Source organism: Algoriphagus litoralis (genome assembly GCF_003259255.1).
GTDB lineage: Bacteria > Bacteroidota > Bacteroidia > Cytophagales > Cyclobacteriaceae > Algoriphagus > Algoriphagus litoralis.
The window spans coordinates 269,557-289,246 of record NZ_QGOL01000009.1 but is presented as its reverse complement, the minus strand read 5'-3'; the positions used below and the strand labels follow the sequence as shown (position 1 = coordinate 289,246).

Here is a 19,690-nt window from a genome sequence, read left to right as displayed (position 1 = left end):
GACGAGTACAAATCTCAGAATTGCTTATTTTCAATCCTCACTTTGCCGAAGATATGCTTATTTTCACGACTTCAAAGTGAATCAGCTTTTCGGTAAATCCAGCCTACCTATTTTATGAAAATCATTTGCATTGGTCGCAATTACGCGGCACATATTGAAGAACTCAAAAACGAAAAACCCGGAAAACCAGTCGTATTCCTCAAGCCGGATACAGCACTGTTAAAAGGAGGCGCTCCATTTTTCTACCCTGATTTTTCAGAAAATATCCACCACGAAGTAGAATTGGTATTGAAAATCAACAAGGAAGGGAAGTATATCCAGCCTCAATTTGCGCATCGGTATTTTGAGGAAATCGGTTTGGGGATCGACTTTACCGCCCGCGATTTGCAAGATCAGTGCAAAGCCAAAGGTTTGCCTTGGGAAATTGCCAAAGCTTTCAACGGTTCTGCACCAATTGGAAGCTTTAAGCCTGTTGGTGATTTTAGCGATCTGAAGGATATTGACTTTCACTTGGAAATCAACGGTGAATTGAAACAAAAAGGGAATACAAGTCTGATGCTATTCGATTTTGCTACAATAATCTCCTATGTATCTCAGTTTTTCACGTTGAAGAAAGGAGACTTGATTTACACCGGAACACCCGCGGGAGTTGGCCCAGTGAAAGTCGGTGATCACCTAGCTGGATTTATTGGAACAGAAAAAATGCTTGATTTTGAAGTTAAATAATCTTTTTTCGCTTACCCTCTTTCTTGGTTTTTTCTTCGTTTCTGAGCTTTCTGCGCAGCAAATTGAAAAAGGGGTTTTTCGCTCACCTGTAAAACCGGGAGGAAGAAATTACCTTTCGGGTAATTTTTCTGAATTACGTCCAAACCACTTTCATACTGGCTTGGATTACAAGTTTGGCGGAACAGAGGGCGAGCCGATCTACGCAGCAGCCGACGGTTGGGTGCATCGCATCAAGGTCTCATCCTTTGGCTATGGCAACGTCATCTACCTCAAACATCCCTCGGGACACATTACGCTCTATGGTCACCTCAGGAATTTCAATCCAAAGCTGACCGAATGGATGCGTCAGAAAATGTATGACGCCCAGCAAAATGAATTGGAAGTCTATCCCGAACCCGGAGAGCTATTGGTGAAAAAAGGTGAATTAATCGCCAATGGAGGAAATACAGGAAGTTCAGGCGGCCCGCATTTGCATTTTGAAATTCGTGATAGCTTGGACAGGGCGATGGACCCGCTTTTGGCAGGATTCCCTGAGATCCTGGACAACATCCCCCCTACTCCTCAAAAGATCGCCATCGTTCCCCTTGAGGTCGACAGCCGTGTCAATGGTAAATTTCAACGGATCGAAATCACGCCAGTTTTGAGCGGAGGCAGCTACCGAATTGCAGAGACCATTCGTGTCACTGGGAAAGTAGGTTTGGAAATCCAAGCCTATGACAAACTCGACGGAGCCGAAAATCAAAATGGCTTTCCCCGATTTGAGGTTTCAGATGCTAGTGGATTGTTATATACCTTACATGTAGATCGGGTCGATTTCAATTTCACGAGACATTTTCTTTTGCATACGCACCAGAATCGCTTCACCCGACTTTACCATCAGCCTAATTTAAAGTTTGAGTATTTCACCCCAAATGTACCCGAAACGGGGTATTTTGAATTGGCTCACGGAGAAAAGCGTGCTGTGACCGTCAAGCTTTTGGATGCAAATAAGAATGCAAGAATGGTCAATTTGACGCTGACAGGAGCAGATTTGGATTCTACAATCTCCGATGGAGCAGCTCCTGCCAAGGCTCAGACGAGCTATATGAAGCATCATATGAAAATCAAAGTCGCCCAGACAGACAAAGGTGGTCTTGCTCAATTTTTCATAGGCAACAATGTCTACGAAATCCTTCCTGCCTATCAGGATGCCCAAACTCGAACCTACCTTTGGGATTTGCGATTTGGAATCCCAAGCAAGATTGACCTTTGTTCAGAAATTTTGATCCCTGAGCTGATTGGTCATTTTCCTGTAGGAAAAGAACAGCTGCTTGCCACGGATAAGTTAAAAATTCGGACTGAGGAAACCAGTCTTTTGGAGGACTTGTACTTACGGGCCTCCATATCTGGCTCGGAAAGTGCTCCTATCCTGCGAATGCAAGAAACGACCGAATACCTATGGAATCCCATCGAAGTGACTTGGGATGTAAGTGGGTATATTGGTGACAAAGGCAGGACTCATGTGTACCTGCGCTCCCCTAATGGATCAAGATCTTTTGCCGGAGGCGAATGGGACGGTGGACAAATCCGCTTCAAAACCAGAAATTTTGGTAGTTTTGTTTTGGCCGTTGACGATGTCAAACCAACAATAACACCAATTCGAGTCAATGGTCAGGGAATGAGATTTACGATCAAGGATAATCTCTCAGGGATTCGCAATTTTGAAGCATTTGTAGATGGCAAATGGGTCCTGATGCGCTATGAACATAAGCAAGCCGTGATTTGGTCTGAAACATTGGATAAACAACCGCTGAGAGGTGCAGTTTTACTAAAGGTGACCGACATGGCAGGCAATGTTGCCGAATGGAGGGGTACCATTTCTTAAATCTTTGTTCCACACAAATACAAAAACAGTATGTCTCTAGAAGTAGGCCAAATGGCCCCAAATTTCGAAGCTAAAATTGAAACAGGAGAAACGATCAAGCTCTCCGACTACAAAGGGAAGAAGGTCGTGCTTTACTTTTATCCTAAAGATGCCACTCCGGGTTGCACCGCTCAGGCATGCAACTTACGTGACAATTACGACGCACTGCTTAAGGCGGGATATGTCGTACTCGGAATCAGTTCTGATGCTGAAAAATCCCACCAAAAATTCATTGAAAAACAATCGCTTCCCTTTTCTCTGATCGCAGACACAGATCTGAAAGTTCATGAAGCGTACGGTACTTGGGTAGAAAAATCCATGTACGGACGTAAATACATGGGCACCGCCAGAACTACTTTTGTGATCGACGAGGAAGGAAAAATAGCAGAGGTGATCGAAAAGGTCGACACCAAAAATCACACGGCTCAAATCCTAAAATAAACCTATGTAATGGAAAAACAATCAATTGAACAACTCCAAAAAATCTGTACTCAGCTCAGAAGAGATGTGCTACGAATGGTTCACGCCGTTCAGTCAGGTCACCCGGGCGCACCCCTTGGATGTGCTGAATTTTTCGTCGCCTTGTACTTCGACCAGCTTCACCACAATCCCGACTTCAAAATGGACGGTAAAGGTGAAGATCTATTCTTCTTATCCAATGGACACCTATCGGCAGGTTGGTATTCCGTCCTTGCCAGAAGTGGCTATTTTCCTGTTTCTGAGCTAAAAACATTCAGAAAGCTAAACTCCAGACTTCAGGGGCACCCAGCTACCCATGAGCATTTACCGGGTATCCGAGTAGCTTCCGGTTCACTTGGTCAGGGACTTTCTGTGGCTTTGGGTGTAGCTCAAGCTAAGAAAATCGATAAGGACGATACCCTTGTCTACGTGATGATGGGTGACGGTGAATTACAAGAGGGACAGGTTTGGGAAGCAGCGATGTATGCAGCTCACCACAAAGTTGACAATTTGATTGCTACTGTAGATTACAATGGGCAGCAAATCGATGGTCCAACGAACAAAATCATGGATCTACTGAACCTCAAGGCCAAATGGGAAGCTTTTGGCTGGGAAGTGAATGAAATCAAGGAAGGCAATGATATGAAATCTGTCATTGAAGGTTTGGAAAAAGCGAAGTCGATGACTGGAAAAGGAAAACCTGTATTGAACTTGCTTTACACTGAAATGGGCTTTGGAGTCGATTTCATGGTGGGTACGCACAAGTGGCATGGCTCTCCTCCTAACGATGAGCAGCTTGCCAAAGCGTTGGGTCAACTCGAAGAAACCCTCGGTGATTATTAATTCCTCCCTCCAAAAGACTTTATCATGAGCTTAGATTTAAAATATACTTATACAGAAAAGAAAGATACCCGCTCCGGATTCGGGGATGGATTCCTGGAAGCAGGACGAAGAAACCCCAATGTCGTTGGGCTTTGTGCTGACTTGATCGGATCCCTTAAAATGGGCGATTTCCAAAAAGAATTTCCGGAACGCTTCTTTCAAACCGGGATTGCAGAAGCAAACATGATTGGTATCTCGGCTGGTCTGGCTATCGGTGGCAAGATTCCTTTCGCAGGCACCTTCGCCAACTTTGCCACAGGCAGAGTCTACGACCAAATCCGGCAATCCGTCGCCTATTCCAATAAAAACGTGAAAATCTGTGCATCTCACGCGGGTTTGACTTTGGGTGAAGACGGTGCTACGCACCAGATCCTAGAGGACTTGGGAATGATGAAAATGCTCCCACACATGACGGTGATCAATCCTTGCGACTACAATCAAACCAAGGCTGCAACCTTGGCGATTGCGGAATACGAAGGACCTGTTTACCTGAGATTTGGTCGACCAAGCTGGCCGATTTTCACTCCTGCTGATCAGAAGTTTGAGATCGGCAAGGCCTGGAAAATGATCGATGGAAAAGATGTGACCATCTTCGCAACCGGCCACCTCGTATGGGAAGCTGTGGTTGCTGAAGCCATGCTAAGAGAAGAAGGAATCCATGCCGAGGTGATCAATATCCACACGATCAAGCCTCTGGATGAAGAAGCGATCTTGGAATCAGTGAAAAAGACAGGTTGCGCGGTATCTGCCGAAGAGCATCAGATCAACGGTGGCTTGGGCGATAGCATTGCGCAGACCCTGATTCGCCACAATCCAGCTCCCTTGGAGTATGTGGGGGTCAATGACAGCTTTGGCGAGTCAGGTACGCCTACTCAACTGCTGGAAAAATACGGGCTGAATGCTGAGAATATCGTGAAAGCTGCAAAAAGAGCTTTGGCGAGGAAATAATCTTTAAGGTTTTCCAAACCTAAAAGGTCTTATAAGCAATCCTGCTTCTTCGGAGGCAGGATTTTTTGTTTTGGGTTGATGTTGGGGGAATTTGAAATTATATCATATACATAACCCAAATCATATCACTATAATACCAAGTGGGGGTTTTAATCCCAGCTCAAAACCTCAATTTAAAAATCAATCAGTAATTAAAGATGACCAATCTCATTCCCAAAATTTCCAATAAACTTTGATTCAATCATTTTTACCTCACCATTATCTATATTAAAAACGAACTTGTACAACCCTTTATCATAATACCAGAAAAAAAAATCATCATTTTTTTGACTATTCAAAACATCAATGATATTATCCTCAGTCAATATATTGGTAAGCACAGTTTCATCTCTATCCTTTATAGGAAACAACCTAATAATATCCTCATAATCATCCAAACTCCTTAAAACGTGACTATTTTCAATATCACAATAACTCGAAAGAAAAAAAGAAAAATTATTCTTTATCTCTAACTCTGACCAATCAAACACTTTAGCCACTTTGTCAAATGTTTTTATCGTTATCAAATCGGATAATTGATAATTCTTTTTTGTCTCTACGATAAAGCCATTTTTAATAATATCTACATCCCCATCTTCAGACACTCCAAAATAAAAGGATAAGAACACACTTTTATAGAAATACTCCACACAATATATTTTCTCTCTTCCTTTTTCTTCAAATAACTTAAAGTTAAATCTCCGAGAAACATCCTCTGGTATATACCTCAAAGTTCTCCATAGGAAATCTGTCTCAAGATCTTGAAGAACAGCTAATTCCATCTTTTTAGATGAATCAATAGATCTATTCCTAAAAAGGTAAAAACCTATTAAAATAAAAAATATAGTTAATAATAATTTCACTTTATTTACTTTCATTTTCTATCGTCTTTTCTGAGGCTGAAAGGAATTTGTAATTCTATATTACACCGAGTCCTAATCATTTCCATACTACGTTAAGTGGGGGACTCAAAACTAGATTTTAATTTAGGACAATAATTATTGTTTTAACAAAAACAAAGATTACAAGAATTGGATAGATTATGCCAATGGCAGTCCATTTAAAAGTATCTAAATATTCGCTATTTTTAAACTTTTTTTCAATCTCTTCCCAGTTTTTCTTTACCAAAAATATATAAAAATAAATCAAGGTGATAAGATACAAAAGATAAAAAACAGTATCATTAAAATAGATGAAGTTAATTAAAAAATTATTTATCCATAAAAATATAACTAAGATTTTTAAATAAAACAATGTTCCTATAATAATGGAGCTCGCAGTATCCTCGATACCTAGATAACTAGGAAACACCCGCTTTAGCCAAATAAAATACTTATAAAAAAGAGCTTTATAAAAAACTAAAATCACTTCCTTTGATTCAATTCAGTTTCAACTATAAAACCTATAAATCCCCTTCTAGTCCTAATCATGATCCTGATACACCCAAAAGGGATTCACAAGATCCGATTATAACTTTTTCATTTTTAAAAAAAATTACAACCTCAAGAGTATTCAAAAGTTCTTCTAACCTTTTATCTAGCTCATAACTATTAATTAATTTTTTATGAAAATATGAGGTTTCGATATACAACCGAAATTGAAAATTACTCAAAACATCTTCTTTAGGAATTGGAAAATGATACTTCAAGTTTTGGTCAGTCAATTTATCAATATGAATAGATCTAAACTCACCGTTAACAATATCTTTAAAAAGCTTTTCATCAGCAACTTGAATAACTAATTCAATAACGTCAGGAGAAGGATAATCTGGCCTATCAAAATGAAAGTCAACGATACAGTTCTTGGAATATTGGGTGCACGAAATATTAAACAAAAACAAAATAAAATAGAACTTACTAAATATCATAACTATTAAAATATTTTTGATTTGACTTGGGATAAATATTTCCTTTACTTAGAAAGAAATCCCCTTTACTCTCTATCACCTTAGCACTTCTGAAATCCATGTAGGTGCTGGGTCAAGTTTGCCCGCCCTGCATACTGCCCCAAGGTTAAAATCTTCCAAAGGGAAGATTTCTTAACACCTTGTCCTACCCTAATATCCTTACCATCCCGATAGCTATCGGGATGCAATTGGTCTACTTTCATAGCGTCTTTCATCATAAGCAAATTACAAATTTGGTTGAAAAACAAAACAGGGTCGGGCGCAAGAAAAAACTTTTGTAAACCTTTTTTGCGAAAGGCCCGGCCCGATAGTTATCGGAAGCAGGGCTCTAAAATTACACCAAGTTTGAACCCGAATTTTACTCTTAGAGGAGAATCAGCCCAACCATTTAGGAAAGCGTTTCACTCAATTTGCTTGTTGATTCCTTTGAGACGTTGTGGCAAATGTTATTATTGCAAATAGCACTTTCTTCCCTTATCCTCGTAAACTATAGCAACCAATTTTTAAAACCATGCAGCACTACGAAACCACACTCGTCGAAACTCTCGAAAAACTCCGAAAAGAAGGCTATACCGAAGATTTCAATATCCGATTTGACAGTTTGATCTGCGGCGATATCTGCCTGCTCCCGTCTCAATTTGAAGTTGATAAGACCTTTCGATTCGAAGGAAACACAAATCCCTCTGATGAAGCGATCTTATATGCCATATCATCTCTGGACGGAAAAGTCAAAGGCGTTGTAGTTAATTCTTACGGGGTATATTCGGACGATATGACAGCCGAACTGATGGAAAAATTCAAGTAGTTTTTTTTTAATTTCGGGAATGAAAATCACCCTTGATTCCCAGCTAAGGCTTGTTTTAACTCCTGTTCAAAAAGAAGATCAACCCACATTATTTGCCCTAATGGACGAAGTGTATCGTTTGGGGTATCGGTACATTTGGACGGATGAGGGAGATTGGTATGTCAATCTGATTTACAATCCGCACACGCTTTACAAAGAGCTCAAAAGATCCCTGACCCACTACTTTTTTGTGGAAGTGTCGGATCGAAAAATCGGGATTCTAAAGTATGACTTCCCCTTTTCTCCACGGGAAGTGGAGATCCCGAATGCGATGAAACTTCACAGGCTTTATTTGCATCCGGATTTTCACGGAAAAGGTATCGCTCAGCATCTTCTCGCCCATTGTGAAAATGTAGCTGTTGAAAATGGCATCGAGGCGATCTGGCTGGAAGCGATGGAATGCCAGCCGCAGGCCATGCGGTTTTATCAAAAAATAGGATTTGAAAAAGTACTGACCTATACGTTGGATTTTGAGCGGGTCTTTCCTCAGTACCGGCAAATTCAAATCATGAAGAAAAGCTTGACTTGATTAAAACATGTAGAGAATCAGTGGTTTATTTTAAATATTGAAACTAGTTTTAATAAAATTTACCACCATGAAGAAGGTTTTAATTCCTCTTTTTTCCTGCCTCATAGGGTTGTTACTTTGCGCCTGCCAAAAGAAAACAGCAGAGGCCATTCATACCCAAACTGCCGAATTAAATCCTTTGGCGAGCTTTGTTGCTTTTTCCGATGATGATCCTGATGAATTGGTTGGGGTTTATTTTATGCCTTCTTGGAATACTTCTCCTGACCCCGCAGTAGACCGCGATAGCTTTTGGTCATGTCTCCAAGATCCTAAAAACTGTTCCAGCCTTCAGAATCCCGGGATTTGGGGTCCTAAGGGTAGGATCTACAACTCCAAGTATCCTTATGAAGGCCCCTATCTAAACCGGAAACCCATCAAAGAACTCAAGGGCTTCTACAAACGGACAGATCCAGAAGTAGCGCGGAAACAACTTCAATTCATGAAAAGCTACGGGATTGATTTTTTTGCTTACGATTGGTTTTTTGGAAGGCATTATTATCACCATCTCTACTTTGGTCCCCAGTCAAAAATCTATTATCCCAAAGGAGGCAAAATTGATCCAAATCGGGATGGTCGCGTGGCAGTGCCTGGACTGGTTGAATGGGGAGATCAGTTGGAAGTGCTATTGGCAGAAAACGCCAAACTCCCGAAAGCAGAACAAATGAAGTTCGCCATCAATTGGTGTGATGATTCTGATGAACGCTGGAAACTCTGGCTGAAAATCGGCTCACCTGAAGAACTCGCTCGAAAGGCAAATTATGAAGGAGAAAAGCCTACCAAAGAACTTTATCTTCAAGTGCACCAAAAAATCACCCAGCTCTGGATTGATCAGTATTTCTCCCGAGCAGACTACCTCAAGGCTGAGGATGGACGTCCCGTGGTCTATTTTTATTTTCCTCAAGATGCGGAATCTAGAGCTGCATACTATGGGTTGACTTTAAACGATCTCTTGGAGCTCTCTCAGGCTACCGCCAAAAAATCTGGGCTGCCGGGAATCAAATTCATCGCAGTGATGGCAGGACCTATGCTCGAGCGGGAGCGAATGTATGGTTTGCCCACACTCTGGAAACCCAATAATCCAAATCAACCCTGGGAAGGAGGAGAATACCAAAAGCGCATGCTTTTACAGGAATTTGTACCCCGACTTAAGTCGATGGGATTTGAAGGAATGACCGCCTATGTCTATCATAACTTTATGGAAAAAGACAATCGCTCCTTTGCCGATATGCGGGAAACATATAGAGGACATTGGAACATGTGGAGCGAAAAGTTCAAAGGAGATCCTACTTTCGAATACCAAGTACCCGTGGCCATGGGCTGGGATATGCGTCCTGCAGGAGGTACCTGGCCCCAATCGACTGGATTCCCTTCTGAGCCCTACAAAGACAAAGTCCATAGCGACAAGTCTTCCTTCACCGCCAAACTCAAAGAAGCCCAACAAGTCTCCAGGAAATACCGTCCGGCCAATGGCAACACGGTGATGATCTGCTGCTGGAACGAATACCTGGAGGGCAATTACATCGAACCGACAGAGGGGCACGGATTCAGCTATTTGGAGGCTATAAAAGAGGTTTTTGGGAATTGAGAGCCGTATTCCGTTTCCAGGATCTGAAAGTTGAAAAGATTGAAATCGGGTTTAGGAGTTTATCGCTTTCCTTTTTGTCACAAGGAGCGTGAATAGATTGAGGCTTCTGAGAATCAATCGATTTTAGAGGCTTCATCAATTTTTTTTATACCGTTCTCAAACCAAATCTGAAATTTCAGGTTTGGTTGTAAATGCCTCAGATTTTGCGAATATCTCATTCATTTGTACTTCTTTTTTCACTAAGTCTCTTAGTCTCCATTGGACTTAAAGGAGCTGATAGTCTTTCGAATGCCGGAATAGTTGGACATTTTGAATTAGTAGATTTTGACAGTGAGGAAGAGAAAAATGAAAAAGATGAAAATTTGGATAATTATTTCCACAAAAAACCAAGTATAAGCTTTGGTTTTGGGTTAGTTTTAAAACATGCTGACAAGTATATTTTGAAAAAGTCCTACTCCCCTTTTTTAGCTATTGATCTCCCTCCAGAGTGTTTTTTTTGCTCATAAGCCCAGCTCTATAAATTCCAATTTTATCTCGATTGCTTCATTCTAGAATTCTTCTTCGGGATTCCTGTATGATCCATCGATCGCTAAATCTTATCTAAAAACAATACTTCTACCCTAAGAGAGAGTAGCTCAAAGATCCATTTTTGACTAATGGATTGTTAAATGGGTAAGACAGTATTTAATCTTCATTCTATGAAACTAAACTCAAAGCTAGCAGTAGCTGGCGTCCTGTTATTCCTTGCATTTTCCGGAAATGCAGCTGCACAAACCGTCATAGACAGTCTGCTGAAACTAGAGAAAAACCAATATTTCGCAGATCGTGACAGTGCATACCTTGACCCATATTATGGCTTAAAAAAGCTGATTTATGGAAATCGAAGGTTTGCTGAAGATAAAAGTGTCAAGCCAAGGCAAGCGGATATTGACCTCAAAAACACTGAAAAAGGACAAGCCCCATTTGCAACCATCATTGGCTGTGCGGACAGCCGTGTTCCCAATGAAATTATCTTTGATCAGGGGGTAGGTGATCTTTTCATCACGAGAACTGCCGGTCAGGTGATGGCTGAAGCCTCTTTTGGAACTATTGAATATGCTACAGTTGTCTTGAAGACCAACTTAATCGTGGTGTTGGGTCATCAATCCTGTGGAGCCGTAGATGCTGCCATGAAACTACCTGAGAATCCTCCAGGGCATGTAGTCACGCTGATCAATGCCATTAAACCAGCTTCGCTTCGGGCAAAAGCAGCAAATCTTGCACCAGCAGAGGCTTTGGATTTTGCCATTCGTGAAAATGTAATTGAGCAAGTCAAGATGCTACGTAACTTGGAGCCTGTCCTAAGCAGGAAGGCAGAAAAAGGCGAAGTTTTGATCGTAGGCGCGGTATATGATCTGAAGACAGGGTATGTCAACTTTATCGAAGAGACTATTACAAGCTTACCAAAATTTGCCAATTAATCGATTTAAAATCAAAAGAGGCTGTCTCAAAAGCGCTAATCATTCACAATTGAATTTGTCACAGGTAAATGATCCAGTAGCATTTTGAGATAGCCCTTACCTTATCCAAAAATGAAAAAACTCTTTCTATCGATCGTAGTGTCACTGTCCATTTTTTCAAGCAAAGCACAAACGCAAGTGGACGATGACCAGCTGGGAGCATGGTACATGTATTTCTTTAACAAGCCCTTTGAAAAAAGTAGGTTTGGAATTCAGGGTGATTACCAATTTCGCTATTGGAATTTTGGCTCGGATAAAGAGCAATTGCTTCTACGAACCGGCCTCACCTATCGGCCGGTCAATACAGGAGTCACCTTGACGCTTGGGTATGGTTTTATCTCCTCTGGAGAATTTGGTGAAAGCCGGGAAAATGCTATCGAACATCGAATCTACCAAGAGGCACTGCTACCCCAGAAAGTCGGGGAACGGTTTTACTTCACTCACCGGTTTAGATATGAGCAGCGTTGGGTCGAAAATCAGGATTTTCGAACCCGGTACCGGTATAATGTATTGCTCAATATCCCGCTGAATAAAACCGCCCTGGAGAAAAAAACTGTCTATCTGGCGCTATACAATGAAATTTTCATAAATGGGCAAAAATCCATCGGTAATGGGAGAACAGTGCAGTATTTCGACAGAAACAGAACCTATCTGGGTTTAGGATATGGAATCAAAGACAACCTAAGAACTCAGGTAGGCTGGATGAATCAGACCGTAGATAGCTACAGTAAAGCTCAAGCACAATTTAGTATTCATCATACGTTCTGATTGAGGCATCAGTAGATCTGCCGCACCTGAATTCAAAATCCCTTTCTATGGGAAGGGGTTTTTGATTCCTCAATACAAGAAATCAGTTTATCCGCTTCTCTGCCACTTGGTCAAAATGGCCTCGATTTGTAGACAAGCGCAGTGATCGTGAGGTGGACTTTATTGAGGGTCTCTCCCAATTTCTTCTAAAGGAAACAGCTGTTATGGTGCAGTATTTTCCCATCCTGTGGAATTCAGGGTTAATTTTCCACACCTCTCATTCTTTAATTATCCCGGCAATCGAAATCATTTCTAATAATTTATTTTTCCAGCGATTCAAAATCGGCTGATTTCTTTGGAATTCCTGGCAGAGGCTTTTTTCGGATTGACTTTTGGTTTTCTTTTCTATGAACCGTAAAGCAAATAACCATGACTACTACAAACGTAAATTCAGATTCTTCCGCTGTTTTGGAAAATCAAGCTCCAAAAAATCAAGTGGCCACGCAAAGCCACTATCGGAGGCGTAACTACGATAGTGTATTATACTTTCGTCATTTGGATCAAAATCATCAAAATTTCTTTCAAAACAGCAAAATGGATGATCACCAAGTTCCTTCCAAAAAAAAGGACAGTGACCAAGAACAGGAGGACAGATCTGTAGAAAAAGTATCTGATCCCAATCGAATCCACACCGACACAGAAGGTCATCTGCCTGAAGATGAAAAGCAACCAGATCCGTACAAGGAGATTGAAGAAGAAGAAGAAAACAATTACTTGGTAGATGAAGAAGGATCCATTATCAAGGAGCCTACCCGGGAAGTGGATGACCCCTATCGTCCAGGACATGACGCCGACAAATCAAGTCTGTCGAATGAAAAAAAAGGTTCAAACCCAAATGAAAATACGGAAACAGATTTTTGAGTAAAAGCGAAGATCCTTTGCGTACCCTCGCTTAGGATTTGCTCTCTGAGTTATTTCCCAGTTTAATGGACAATTAGAAGAATACACTCTTTTTTAAAGAGGAAGACTGAGTTCTAGTAAAGCTGATGATGCCTCCCTTGACCGGTGACGAAAATGTGCCAGTTTAATTGACCCAGCAGATGGACCTTCAACCCAATTGCTTAATTAAATGCACAATTGAGGTTTGATATGATCAAGAAGCCGTGAGGAGGCGCCATTGGCTATTTTTAGATAAAAGAGCAGAGAAGTAAGGCAGAAAGTATTTTTTAGCACCAAGTATAGAGGCTCTAGTATCAATAAATGATTAGGATTAGGAAACGAGATTATCAAATCCGCTCAGGATTGAAGGCTAGATTTTGATTTCTCCAGTCGCTTTATAATCAATGGAGCAAGTATTCCGTGGATTACAATAGAAAAGAGTATCGTGAGCAGGATTATATTCAAAACTGAGTTTTGACCTTCAAACTCCTGCTGGTTAATGGCATAATAGAAATAATACAGGGAGCCTATCCCTCTAAGCCCCAAAAAGCTGATTGCCCACTTTTCCATTTTTGGAAGCTTGGCCCCAATCAGCCCAAAAATTCCTGCCACAGGCCGAATGATAAATACAATTACTATCGTGATCAGGATCTCTTCAATCGTTACTTCTGCCAATATTCCCTGACCCACAATGATTCCCAAAATCAGAATCATACTGGCGGTAAACACACGCTGGGTCTTTTCAATAAAACCATGAAGATGAGAATGCTGAAAATGATCAGGATCAAATTGTCTCAAAGTAAGGGCTCCTACGAAAACTGCAATAAATCCATAGCCTGCTACAAGCTCAGTCAACCCGTAAATGATAAGTGTCAGGGCCAAGGAAGCTAATCCTGAAATTGCTTTAGATTGATGGCTGTAGGCTGAAGTATTTAAAAAATATCTGCCTGCTACCCGACCGCCTAAATACCCTATTGCTATTCCAACCCCAATTTTAAAAATAACATGGGTGCCAAGCCAAGACCATACTAATTCTTGACTAAAGCCCGATGCAGCGATGAATATTGCCAGGTAAGTAAACGGAAAAGCCAATCCATCATTCAAACCAGCCTCTGAGGTAAGAGAAAATCTTACTTCATCTTCTTCTTTCTTTGCTTCCGATTCCTCTTTTCCTGTCTCTTCATCTTTTGCACCTTGATTTGGCCCTCCCACTTGGATATCACTTGCCAATACCGGGTCACTCGGTGCGATGACAGATCCTAACAATAAAGCTGTCGAAGATACAAGACCTCCTGCCCACCATCCCGCTATCCAAACGAACAATATTGTCAATGGCATCGTGACACCTAACAGTCTCCAGGGTATTCTCCATGATTTCCAATCAAACAACCGGTCGATCTTCAGGCCTGCTTCCATCAAAGCTATGATGACCGCCAATTCGGTCACATGTTCCATTAGCTTGGTTTGAGAATACATGAAACCCGGATCAAGGTTTAAGGAAAAAAAACTGGTAAAAAGTCCTAAAGCTAGGACTACCATGGGCATTGATATGGGAAATGTAGATAGAAATCTTGGGAGGTAAGTTGCGGCAAGAATTGCCAGACCTAGAGCTAATAGAAGAATTTCGTATGGATCAAAAAATGCTAAACTCTCCAGAAACTCCATTTTATATTCAGTTAGAAATAGGTAATGCTCAATTCAGTTTAAACCGGAAATCGAGTAAAATCAGTGTTTTGGTTTTCTTTCACCTTTAGGTCGATGAAAAAATCTTTCCATTCTTTCAAAAGCTTTTAAATGCTTTGCTCCTAAAATAATCAAAACTAAATGAAACAGCCATTCTGCAAAAGGGCTTCAAAATGTCTAATAATTTACCCATTGTGAGCATTTTTTCAGGAGGAAACTAGTCAATCCACCCAGTCATACCGAATACCTTTCGTTTTGAATTAAAATAAAAACGCACAGAAACCATTTTTGTCTTTCAATCTTTCAAATGAAATCTTCTATGGGGTTTCGGTCTGACAATTGAAAATCAAGTATTGAACCATTCTTCTAATGTATTGAATACGATTCCAAGAAATTCAAATTTTATGGTTAATGGCTGTTTTAGGTCAAAAGCTGTAAAGCAAAAAATGGATCATATCATTCAAGAAGCAAGAATCAGGATCAGGAAGTTAAGTTAAGGGATTCCAATGGCTCAGTACTAGTCTGATAATTTTTATCGTCGGTTTGTGGAATTGATTCGAAGTATCCTACTTTAGATCAAATCATTTTCTAATTCTGATGAAAAGAATAGTAACGCTAATTATAGCTTCAGGGCTTGGTTTCTCAGCTTTCGGGCAAGGAACCCAATTACTTCGTCAACCCACTTTGAGTCAAACAGAGATCGTCTTTGTCTATGCCAATGACCTTTGGAAAGTACCTAAATCCGGAGGCAGTGCTATTCGCCTTACCAGCAACGAAGGGGAAGAGACGCTCCCCCACTTATCTCCAGACGGAAAACACATCGCTTTCACGGGCGAATACGATGGAAATACCGACGTCTACCTCATTCCTGCTACTGGCGGTGAACCGCAACGGCTTACCTGGCATCCGGGTGCTGACTTAGTTACAGGCTGGACGCCAGACGGAAATCATATCACTTTCACCTCAGGAAGGGAAGGCCATGCTACCCAAGAATCCAAATTTTTTACGATAAGCAAAAATGGCGGAATCCCTCAAGCTATGCCAATTCCCCGAGCTGTAAATGGTGAAATTTCTCCGGACGGAAATCACATCGCTTACCAACAGATTTCATTTTGGGATCCAGAATGGAGAAATCACCGAGGGGGACAAGCCAAGCCAATTTGGATTGTGGATTTAAAAGATTATTCCTTAACCATGACCCCCCAAACAGATAATGAACGACATACCGATCCGATCTGGCTGGGAGGCAAAGTATATTACATTTCGGAGCGGGATTTTTTAGCCAACATCTGGTCATTTGACCCAGCCACCGGACAGGAGAAGCAGGAGACTTTCCTAAAAGACTTTGACATCAAAAGTCTGGATGGAAATGGATCCGAAATCGTCTACGAACAAGCAGGCTATTTACACCTATTAAACCCAGCCTCAGGTCAAAGTCAACAACTTACTATCAATGTTAATGGGGACTTTAATTGGGCGCGTGAGCGGTGGGTAAATGTCAGTGCAAATGCGCTCAGTAATCCGCAGCTTTCTCCTACCGGACAGCGTGCAATTTTTGAGTTTCGGGGTGAGATCATCACCATTCCCAAAGAAAACGGAGCAGGTAGAAATGTAACCAATTCCTCGCTGTCTGCTGAGCGGGCTCCGGTCTGGTCACTGGACGGCAAGCAGATAGCTTATTTTTCCGATGCAAAGGGAGAATATGAATTGGTCATCGCCAATCAGGAGGGAATAACCCAAAAAACAATCAATTTACCAGATCCCAGCTTTTTCTTCAAGCCGGAATGGTCTCCAGACGGTGCACATATCGCTTTTACAGATACCGATTACCAGATTTGGGTGGTCAATGTAGCCACCGGCAATGCCAAAGTGGTGGAAACAGACCGATTTGCCCATCCCAATCGCAGCATGAATCCAGTGTGGTCACCAGACGGCAAGTGGATCGCCTATGTACGACTGATGGATAATCAATTCAAATCCGTATTTGTTTTGAATGTGGAAACCAACAAAAAGATTCAGATTGGCGATGCGATGGCAGATGCGATTTCTCCAGTTTGGGATGAAAGTGGGAAATACTTGTATTTCTTGGCAAGTACAGATTTTGGATTGAACACAGGATGGTTAGACATGAGTAGCTACGATCATCCGATTACCAGAAGCCTGTATTTGGCAGTATTAAATGCCAGCGATTCTTCACCCTTCTTGCCACTGAGCGACGAAGAAACCGAGACCAAAAAAGAGGAAAAGAAATCGGAGAGTGCAGTCACAGTGAAGATCGATGAGGAAGGAATCCAACAGCGCATCGTTGCTTTAGACGTTCCAGCGAGGGATTATACTGGATTGGCACCCGCTCCGGAAGGTTTTATCTTTTACATGGAAAGCATCCCCAACCAAGGCACTACACTGCACAAGTACGATCTGAAAAAGCGCAAATCAGAGGTGTTTTTCCCGAATGTCAACCAAGTAGTCGTCTCAAAAGACAGAAAATCTCTTCTCTACCAAAGTGGCGCAACATGGGGAATCGTGGAAACTTCAGGATCGGGTAAAAAGTCTGGTGATGGAGCCTTGAAAGCAATAAGCTCGATGAAAGTTAAAGTCAATCCGATGGAGGAATGGCAACAGATCTATCGCGAAGGATGGAGATATCAGCGGGATTTCCTCTATGTAGACAATGTACACGGCGCTCCTTGGGATGAAATCTACGAATGGTACAAGCCTTGGGTGAATCATGTCCGCCACCGCAGCGATATGAATTACATCATCGATATCCTCGGTGGAGAAGTGGCCGTGGGTCATAGCTACACCAGAGGAGGAGATTTTCCAGAGGTGAATTCGGTACCGATCGGTTTGCTTGGTGCTGATTACGAAGTCGAGAATGGTCTGTATAGAATCAAAAAAATCTATACTGGCGAAAGCTGGAATCCCAACCTAAAAGCCCCTCTCGCCCAGCCAGGAGCTATGGCAAGAGTTGGTGAATATGTAGTTGGGGTAAATGGTAAACCAATTGAACCCGGAGTCAATTTCTACAGCTATTTTGAAGGAACTGCTGGTCAACCTATCAAAATTCATTTGAATTCGAAAGCAGGTTTACAAGGCGCCAGAGTCATCCAGGTGATTCCTGTGGCGAATGAAGGTCAATTGCGCAGTATCGCTTGGGTAGAAGGGAATCGGCGCAAGGTAGATGAACTTTCCGGAGGAAAACTGGCCTATGTCTACCTACCCAACACGGGTCAGCCAGGATATACCTCGTTTAACAGATACTATTTTGCGCAGCAAGATAAAAAAGGCGCAGTGATCGACGAACGAAACAATGGCGGAGGCTCTGCTGCGGATTACATGGTCGATATCATGGCCCGAGACCTACACGGTTATTTCAATTCAAGAGCAAACGACCACCGACCATTTACCACGCCAATGTCAGGCATTTGGGGTCCCAAAGTCATGCTGATCAACGAGCGAGCTGGTTCGGGTGGAGACCTCCTGCCCTACCTTTTCCACAAGATGGAAATCGGTCCATTGATCGGTACCAAAACTTGGGGCGGATTGGTTGGAACCTGGGATACCCCACCATTTGTAGACGGAGGCAGAATGGTTGCACCTCGCGGTGGATTCTATGATGTCAATGGGGAATGGGCCGTGGAAGGGGTAGGCATCTCTCCTGATATCGCTGTGGAGCAAACGCCAAAAGACGTGATCGAAGGTCGTGACCCACAACTGGAGCGAGCCGTCAAAGAAGCATTGGACAGAATTCCTACTGAAGGGATTGAATTGAAACCTGAACCAAAAGCACCGATTCGCTACTTCAGACCTAAAGGAAACTAGAAAACATTTTATCCATTAACACAAAAAAGGTTTCACCAAAGACGATGGTGAAACCTTTTTTGTTTAGGTGATCAGGACTTCTTTTCTGGCCAAATCACCGAAGCCCCAATTGACAAGATCAAAATGCTGCCTACTACAGCCAAGGAATGCGTAGAGTCAACATGGTAGATCGGTGCTGAGAGCATTTTGAATCCGATAAAAGCAAGGATGATGGCCAGTCCAAATTTCAGTCGACTAAACATGTGAATGAAATTAGCCAAAAGAAAATAGAGGGATCGAAGTCCAAGAATAGCAAAGATATTCGAGGTATAGAGTATGAAGGGATCGTCGGGAGCAATGGCAAAAATCGCAGGGATAGAATCCACCGCAAATAGCAAGTCAGTGAATTCAATTACGGCAACAACCACTAATAGCGGCGTGGCCATTTTCACTCCGTTTTTAACCACAAAAAATTTATCGCCGTGATATTCTGGAGTCACCTTGAAAAATCGGTAGATCAATTGTGCTCCGGGGTTTTTGCTGTAGTCCTTCTCCCCTTCTTCTTCCTTACTAGCAAACCAAGACTTAAATCCCGCATAAACTAAAAACCCACCAAACAGCGTCAATACAACATTTATCTTTACACTTCGCTCCCAGATGGTCATTTCCGGCAGGTAGGTCAAATTGATAATTCCCACACCTGCAAAAATGAAAATCGCACGCATCACCAAAGCGCCGATAATTCCCCAGAAAAGTACCTTGTGATGATACTCTCGAGGTACATTGAAAAAACCAAACACGAGGATAAATACAAACAGATTATCTACCGAAAGGGCCTTTTCGATCCAGTAAGCAGACTGAAACTGAGAAAACTTCTCCATCCCCACCTGTTCATTGGTGACAATGTAGATGAAGACACTAAAAACCATGGAAAGTCCAATCCAAAAAATCGACCAGATAGCGGCTTCTTTATTGGAGATGACATGGCTCTTTTTATTGAAAACGCCCAAATCAAGCAGCAGCATAATGCATACCAGCAGGGCAAACCCGATAAGAATACCGGGATGATTGATTAATGAATCCATACGGAGTAGAATGAAGATTTTTGGAATAAAAAGATTAAAGCTTGGTCTTAAGCTAGCGCGAAATGGCTGCGCTCAG

The 19,690-nt window shown here is 41.9% G+C and carries 18 protein-coding genes; 13 read left to right on the top strand and 5 right to left on the bottom strand.

Going from position 1 to position 19,690, the window contains the following annotated elements:
- Positions 1 to 114 precede the first annotated feature (114 nt).
- The 5 genes from DK188_RS12755 to DK188_RS12735 are packed head-to-tail and all read left to right on the top strand — an operon-like array spanning position 115 to position 4,918.
- The gene (locus tag DK188_RS12755) at positions 115 to 726 is read left to right on the top strand and encodes a fumarylacetoacetate hydrolase family protein (RefSeq protein ID WP_111671209.1); all 612 of its coding nucleotides are present in this window, start codon (positions 115 to 117) and stop codon (positions 724 to 726) included.
- Positions 713 to 2,590 carry a M23 family metallopeptidase gene (locus DK188_RS12750; RefSeq protein ID WP_111671264.1) on the top strand — a complete coding sequence of 626 codons (1,878 nt, stop codon included), beginning with the start codon at positions 713 to 715 and terminating at the stop codon, positions 2,588 to 2,590. Before DK188_RS12755 ends, DK188_RS12750 begins: the two co-directional genes overlap by 14 nt.
- Positions 2,591 to 2,620: 30 nt before the next feature.
- Positions 2,621 to 3,070, top strand: coding sequence for a thioredoxin-dependent thiol peroxidase (gene bcp, locus DK188_RS12745; RefSeq protein WP_111671208.1), 450 nt, complete (start codon positions 2,621 to 2,623; stop codon positions 3,068 to 3,070).
- A 9-nt stretch (positions 3,071 to 3,079) separates the two neighbouring features.
- A complete protein-coding gene (locus DK188_RS12740) occupies positions 3,080 to 3,931 on the top strand; it encodes a transketolase (protein WP_111671207.1) in 852 nt (283 codons plus the stop codon).
- Between the two features lie 24 nt (positions 3,932 to 3,955).
- On the top strand, positions 3,956 to 4,918 hold the full coding sequence (locus tag DK188_RS12735; RefSeq protein ID WP_111671206.1) for a transketolase family protein: 963 nt from the start codon (positions 3,956 to 3,958) through the stop codon (positions 4,916 to 4,918).
- A gap of 191 nt (positions 4,919 to 5,109) precedes the next feature.
- Here the strand turns inward: DK188_RS12735 and DK188_RS12730 are convergent, their stop codons facing one another.
- From DK188_RS12730 to DK188_RS21480, 3 genes are all read right to left on the bottom strand, one after another.
- The gene (locus tag DK188_RS12730; RefSeq protein ID WP_111671205.1) at positions 5,110 to 5,835 is read right to left on the bottom strand and encodes a hypothetical protein; all 726 of its coding nucleotides are present in this window, start codon (positions 5,833 to 5,835) and stop codon (positions 5,110 to 5,112) included.
- Positions 5,836 to 6,383: 548 nt separating this feature from the next.
- Positions 6,384 to 6,824 (bottom strand): hypothetical protein, encoded by a 441-nt coding sequence (locus DK188_RS12720; RefSeq protein WP_111671203.1) that lies wholly within the window; start codon positions 6,822 to 6,824, stop codon positions 6,384 to 6,386.
- 80 nt (positions 6,825 to 6,904) lie between these two features.
- Complete coding sequence (locus DK188_RS21480; protein ID WP_157963236.1) at positions 6,905 to 7,081, bottom strand: hypothetical protein; 177 nt, start codon at positions 7,079 to 7,081, stop codon at positions 6,905 to 6,907.
- 293 nt (positions 7,082 to 7,374) lie between these two features.
- Between DK188_RS21480 and DK188_RS12715 the strand changes: the two genes are divergently transcribed.
- The 7 genes from DK188_RS12715 (at position 7,375) to DK188_RS12685 (ending at position 13,027) form a co-directional block, all read left to right on the top strand.
- On the top strand, positions 7,375 to 7,668 hold the full coding sequence (locus DK188_RS12715) for a phosphoribosylpyrophosphate synthetase (RefSeq protein ID WP_111671202.1): 294 nt from the start codon (positions 7,375 to 7,377) through the stop codon (positions 7,666 to 7,668).
- Positions 7,669 to 7,687: 19 nt separating this feature from the next.
- On the top strand, positions 7,688 to 8,236 hold the full coding sequence (locus DK188_RS12710; RefSeq protein ID WP_111671201.1) for a GNAT family N-acetyltransferase: 549 nt from the start codon (positions 7,688 to 7,690) through the stop codon (positions 8,234 to 8,236).
- 67 nt (positions 8,237 to 8,303) lie between these two features.
- Positions 8,304 to 9,860, top strand: a complete 1,557-nt coding sequence (locus DK188_RS12705) for a glycoside hydrolase family 99-like domain-containing protein (protein ID WP_111671200.1) — start codon at positions 8,304 to 8,306, stop codon at positions 9,858 to 9,860.
- Positions 9,861 to 10,051: 191 nt separating this feature from the next.
- Positions 10,052 to 10,366, top strand: coding sequence for a hypothetical protein (locus tag DK188_RS12700; RefSeq protein WP_111671199.1), 315 nt, complete (start codon positions 10,052 to 10,054; stop codon positions 10,364 to 10,366).
- A gap of 192 nt (positions 10,367 to 10,558) precedes the next feature.
- The gene (locus tag DK188_RS12695; protein ID WP_111671263.1) at positions 10,559 to 11,320 is read left to right on the top strand and encodes a carbonic anhydrase; all 762 of its coding nucleotides are present in this window, start codon (positions 10,559 to 10,561) and stop codon (positions 11,318 to 11,320) included.
- Between the two features lie 111 nt (positions 11,321 to 11,431).
- The gene (locus DK188_RS12690; protein ID WP_111671198.1) at positions 11,432 to 12,127 is read left to right on the top strand and encodes a DUF2490 domain-containing protein; all 696 of its coding nucleotides are present in this window, start codon (positions 11,432 to 11,434) and stop codon (positions 12,125 to 12,127) included.
- A gap of 408 nt (positions 12,128 to 12,535) precedes the next feature.
- Complete coding sequence (locus DK188_RS12685; RefSeq protein ID WP_111671197.1) at positions 12,536 to 13,027, top strand: hypothetical protein; 492 nt, start codon at positions 12,536 to 12,538, stop codon at positions 13,025 to 13,027.
- Between the two features lie 375 nt (positions 13,028 to 13,402).
- On the opposite strand, the gene DK188_RS12680 is transcribed toward DK188_RS12685, so the two are convergent.
- Positions 13,403 to 14,710 (bottom strand): cation:proton antiporter, encoded by a 1,308-nt coding sequence (locus DK188_RS12680; RefSeq protein ID WP_111671196.1) that lies wholly within the window; start codon positions 14,708 to 14,710, stop codon positions 13,403 to 13,405.
- Positions 14,711 to 15,325: 615 nt separating this feature from the next.
- Between DK188_RS12680 and DK188_RS12675 the strand changes: the two genes are divergently transcribed.
- Positions 15,326 to 18,550, top strand: a complete 3,225-nt coding sequence (locus DK188_RS12675) for a S41 family peptidase (RefSeq protein WP_111671195.1) — start codon at positions 15,326 to 15,328, stop codon at positions 18,548 to 18,550.
- 71 nt (positions 18,551 to 18,621) lie between these two features.
- Here DK188_RS12675 and DK188_RS12670 read toward each other — a convergent pair whose 3' ends face one another.
- Positions 18,622 to 19,614, bottom strand: a complete 993-nt coding sequence (locus DK188_RS12670) for a TerC family protein (protein WP_111671194.1) — start codon at positions 19,612 to 19,614, stop codon at positions 18,622 to 18,624.
- Positions 19,615 to 19,690: the final 76 nt, after the last annotated feature.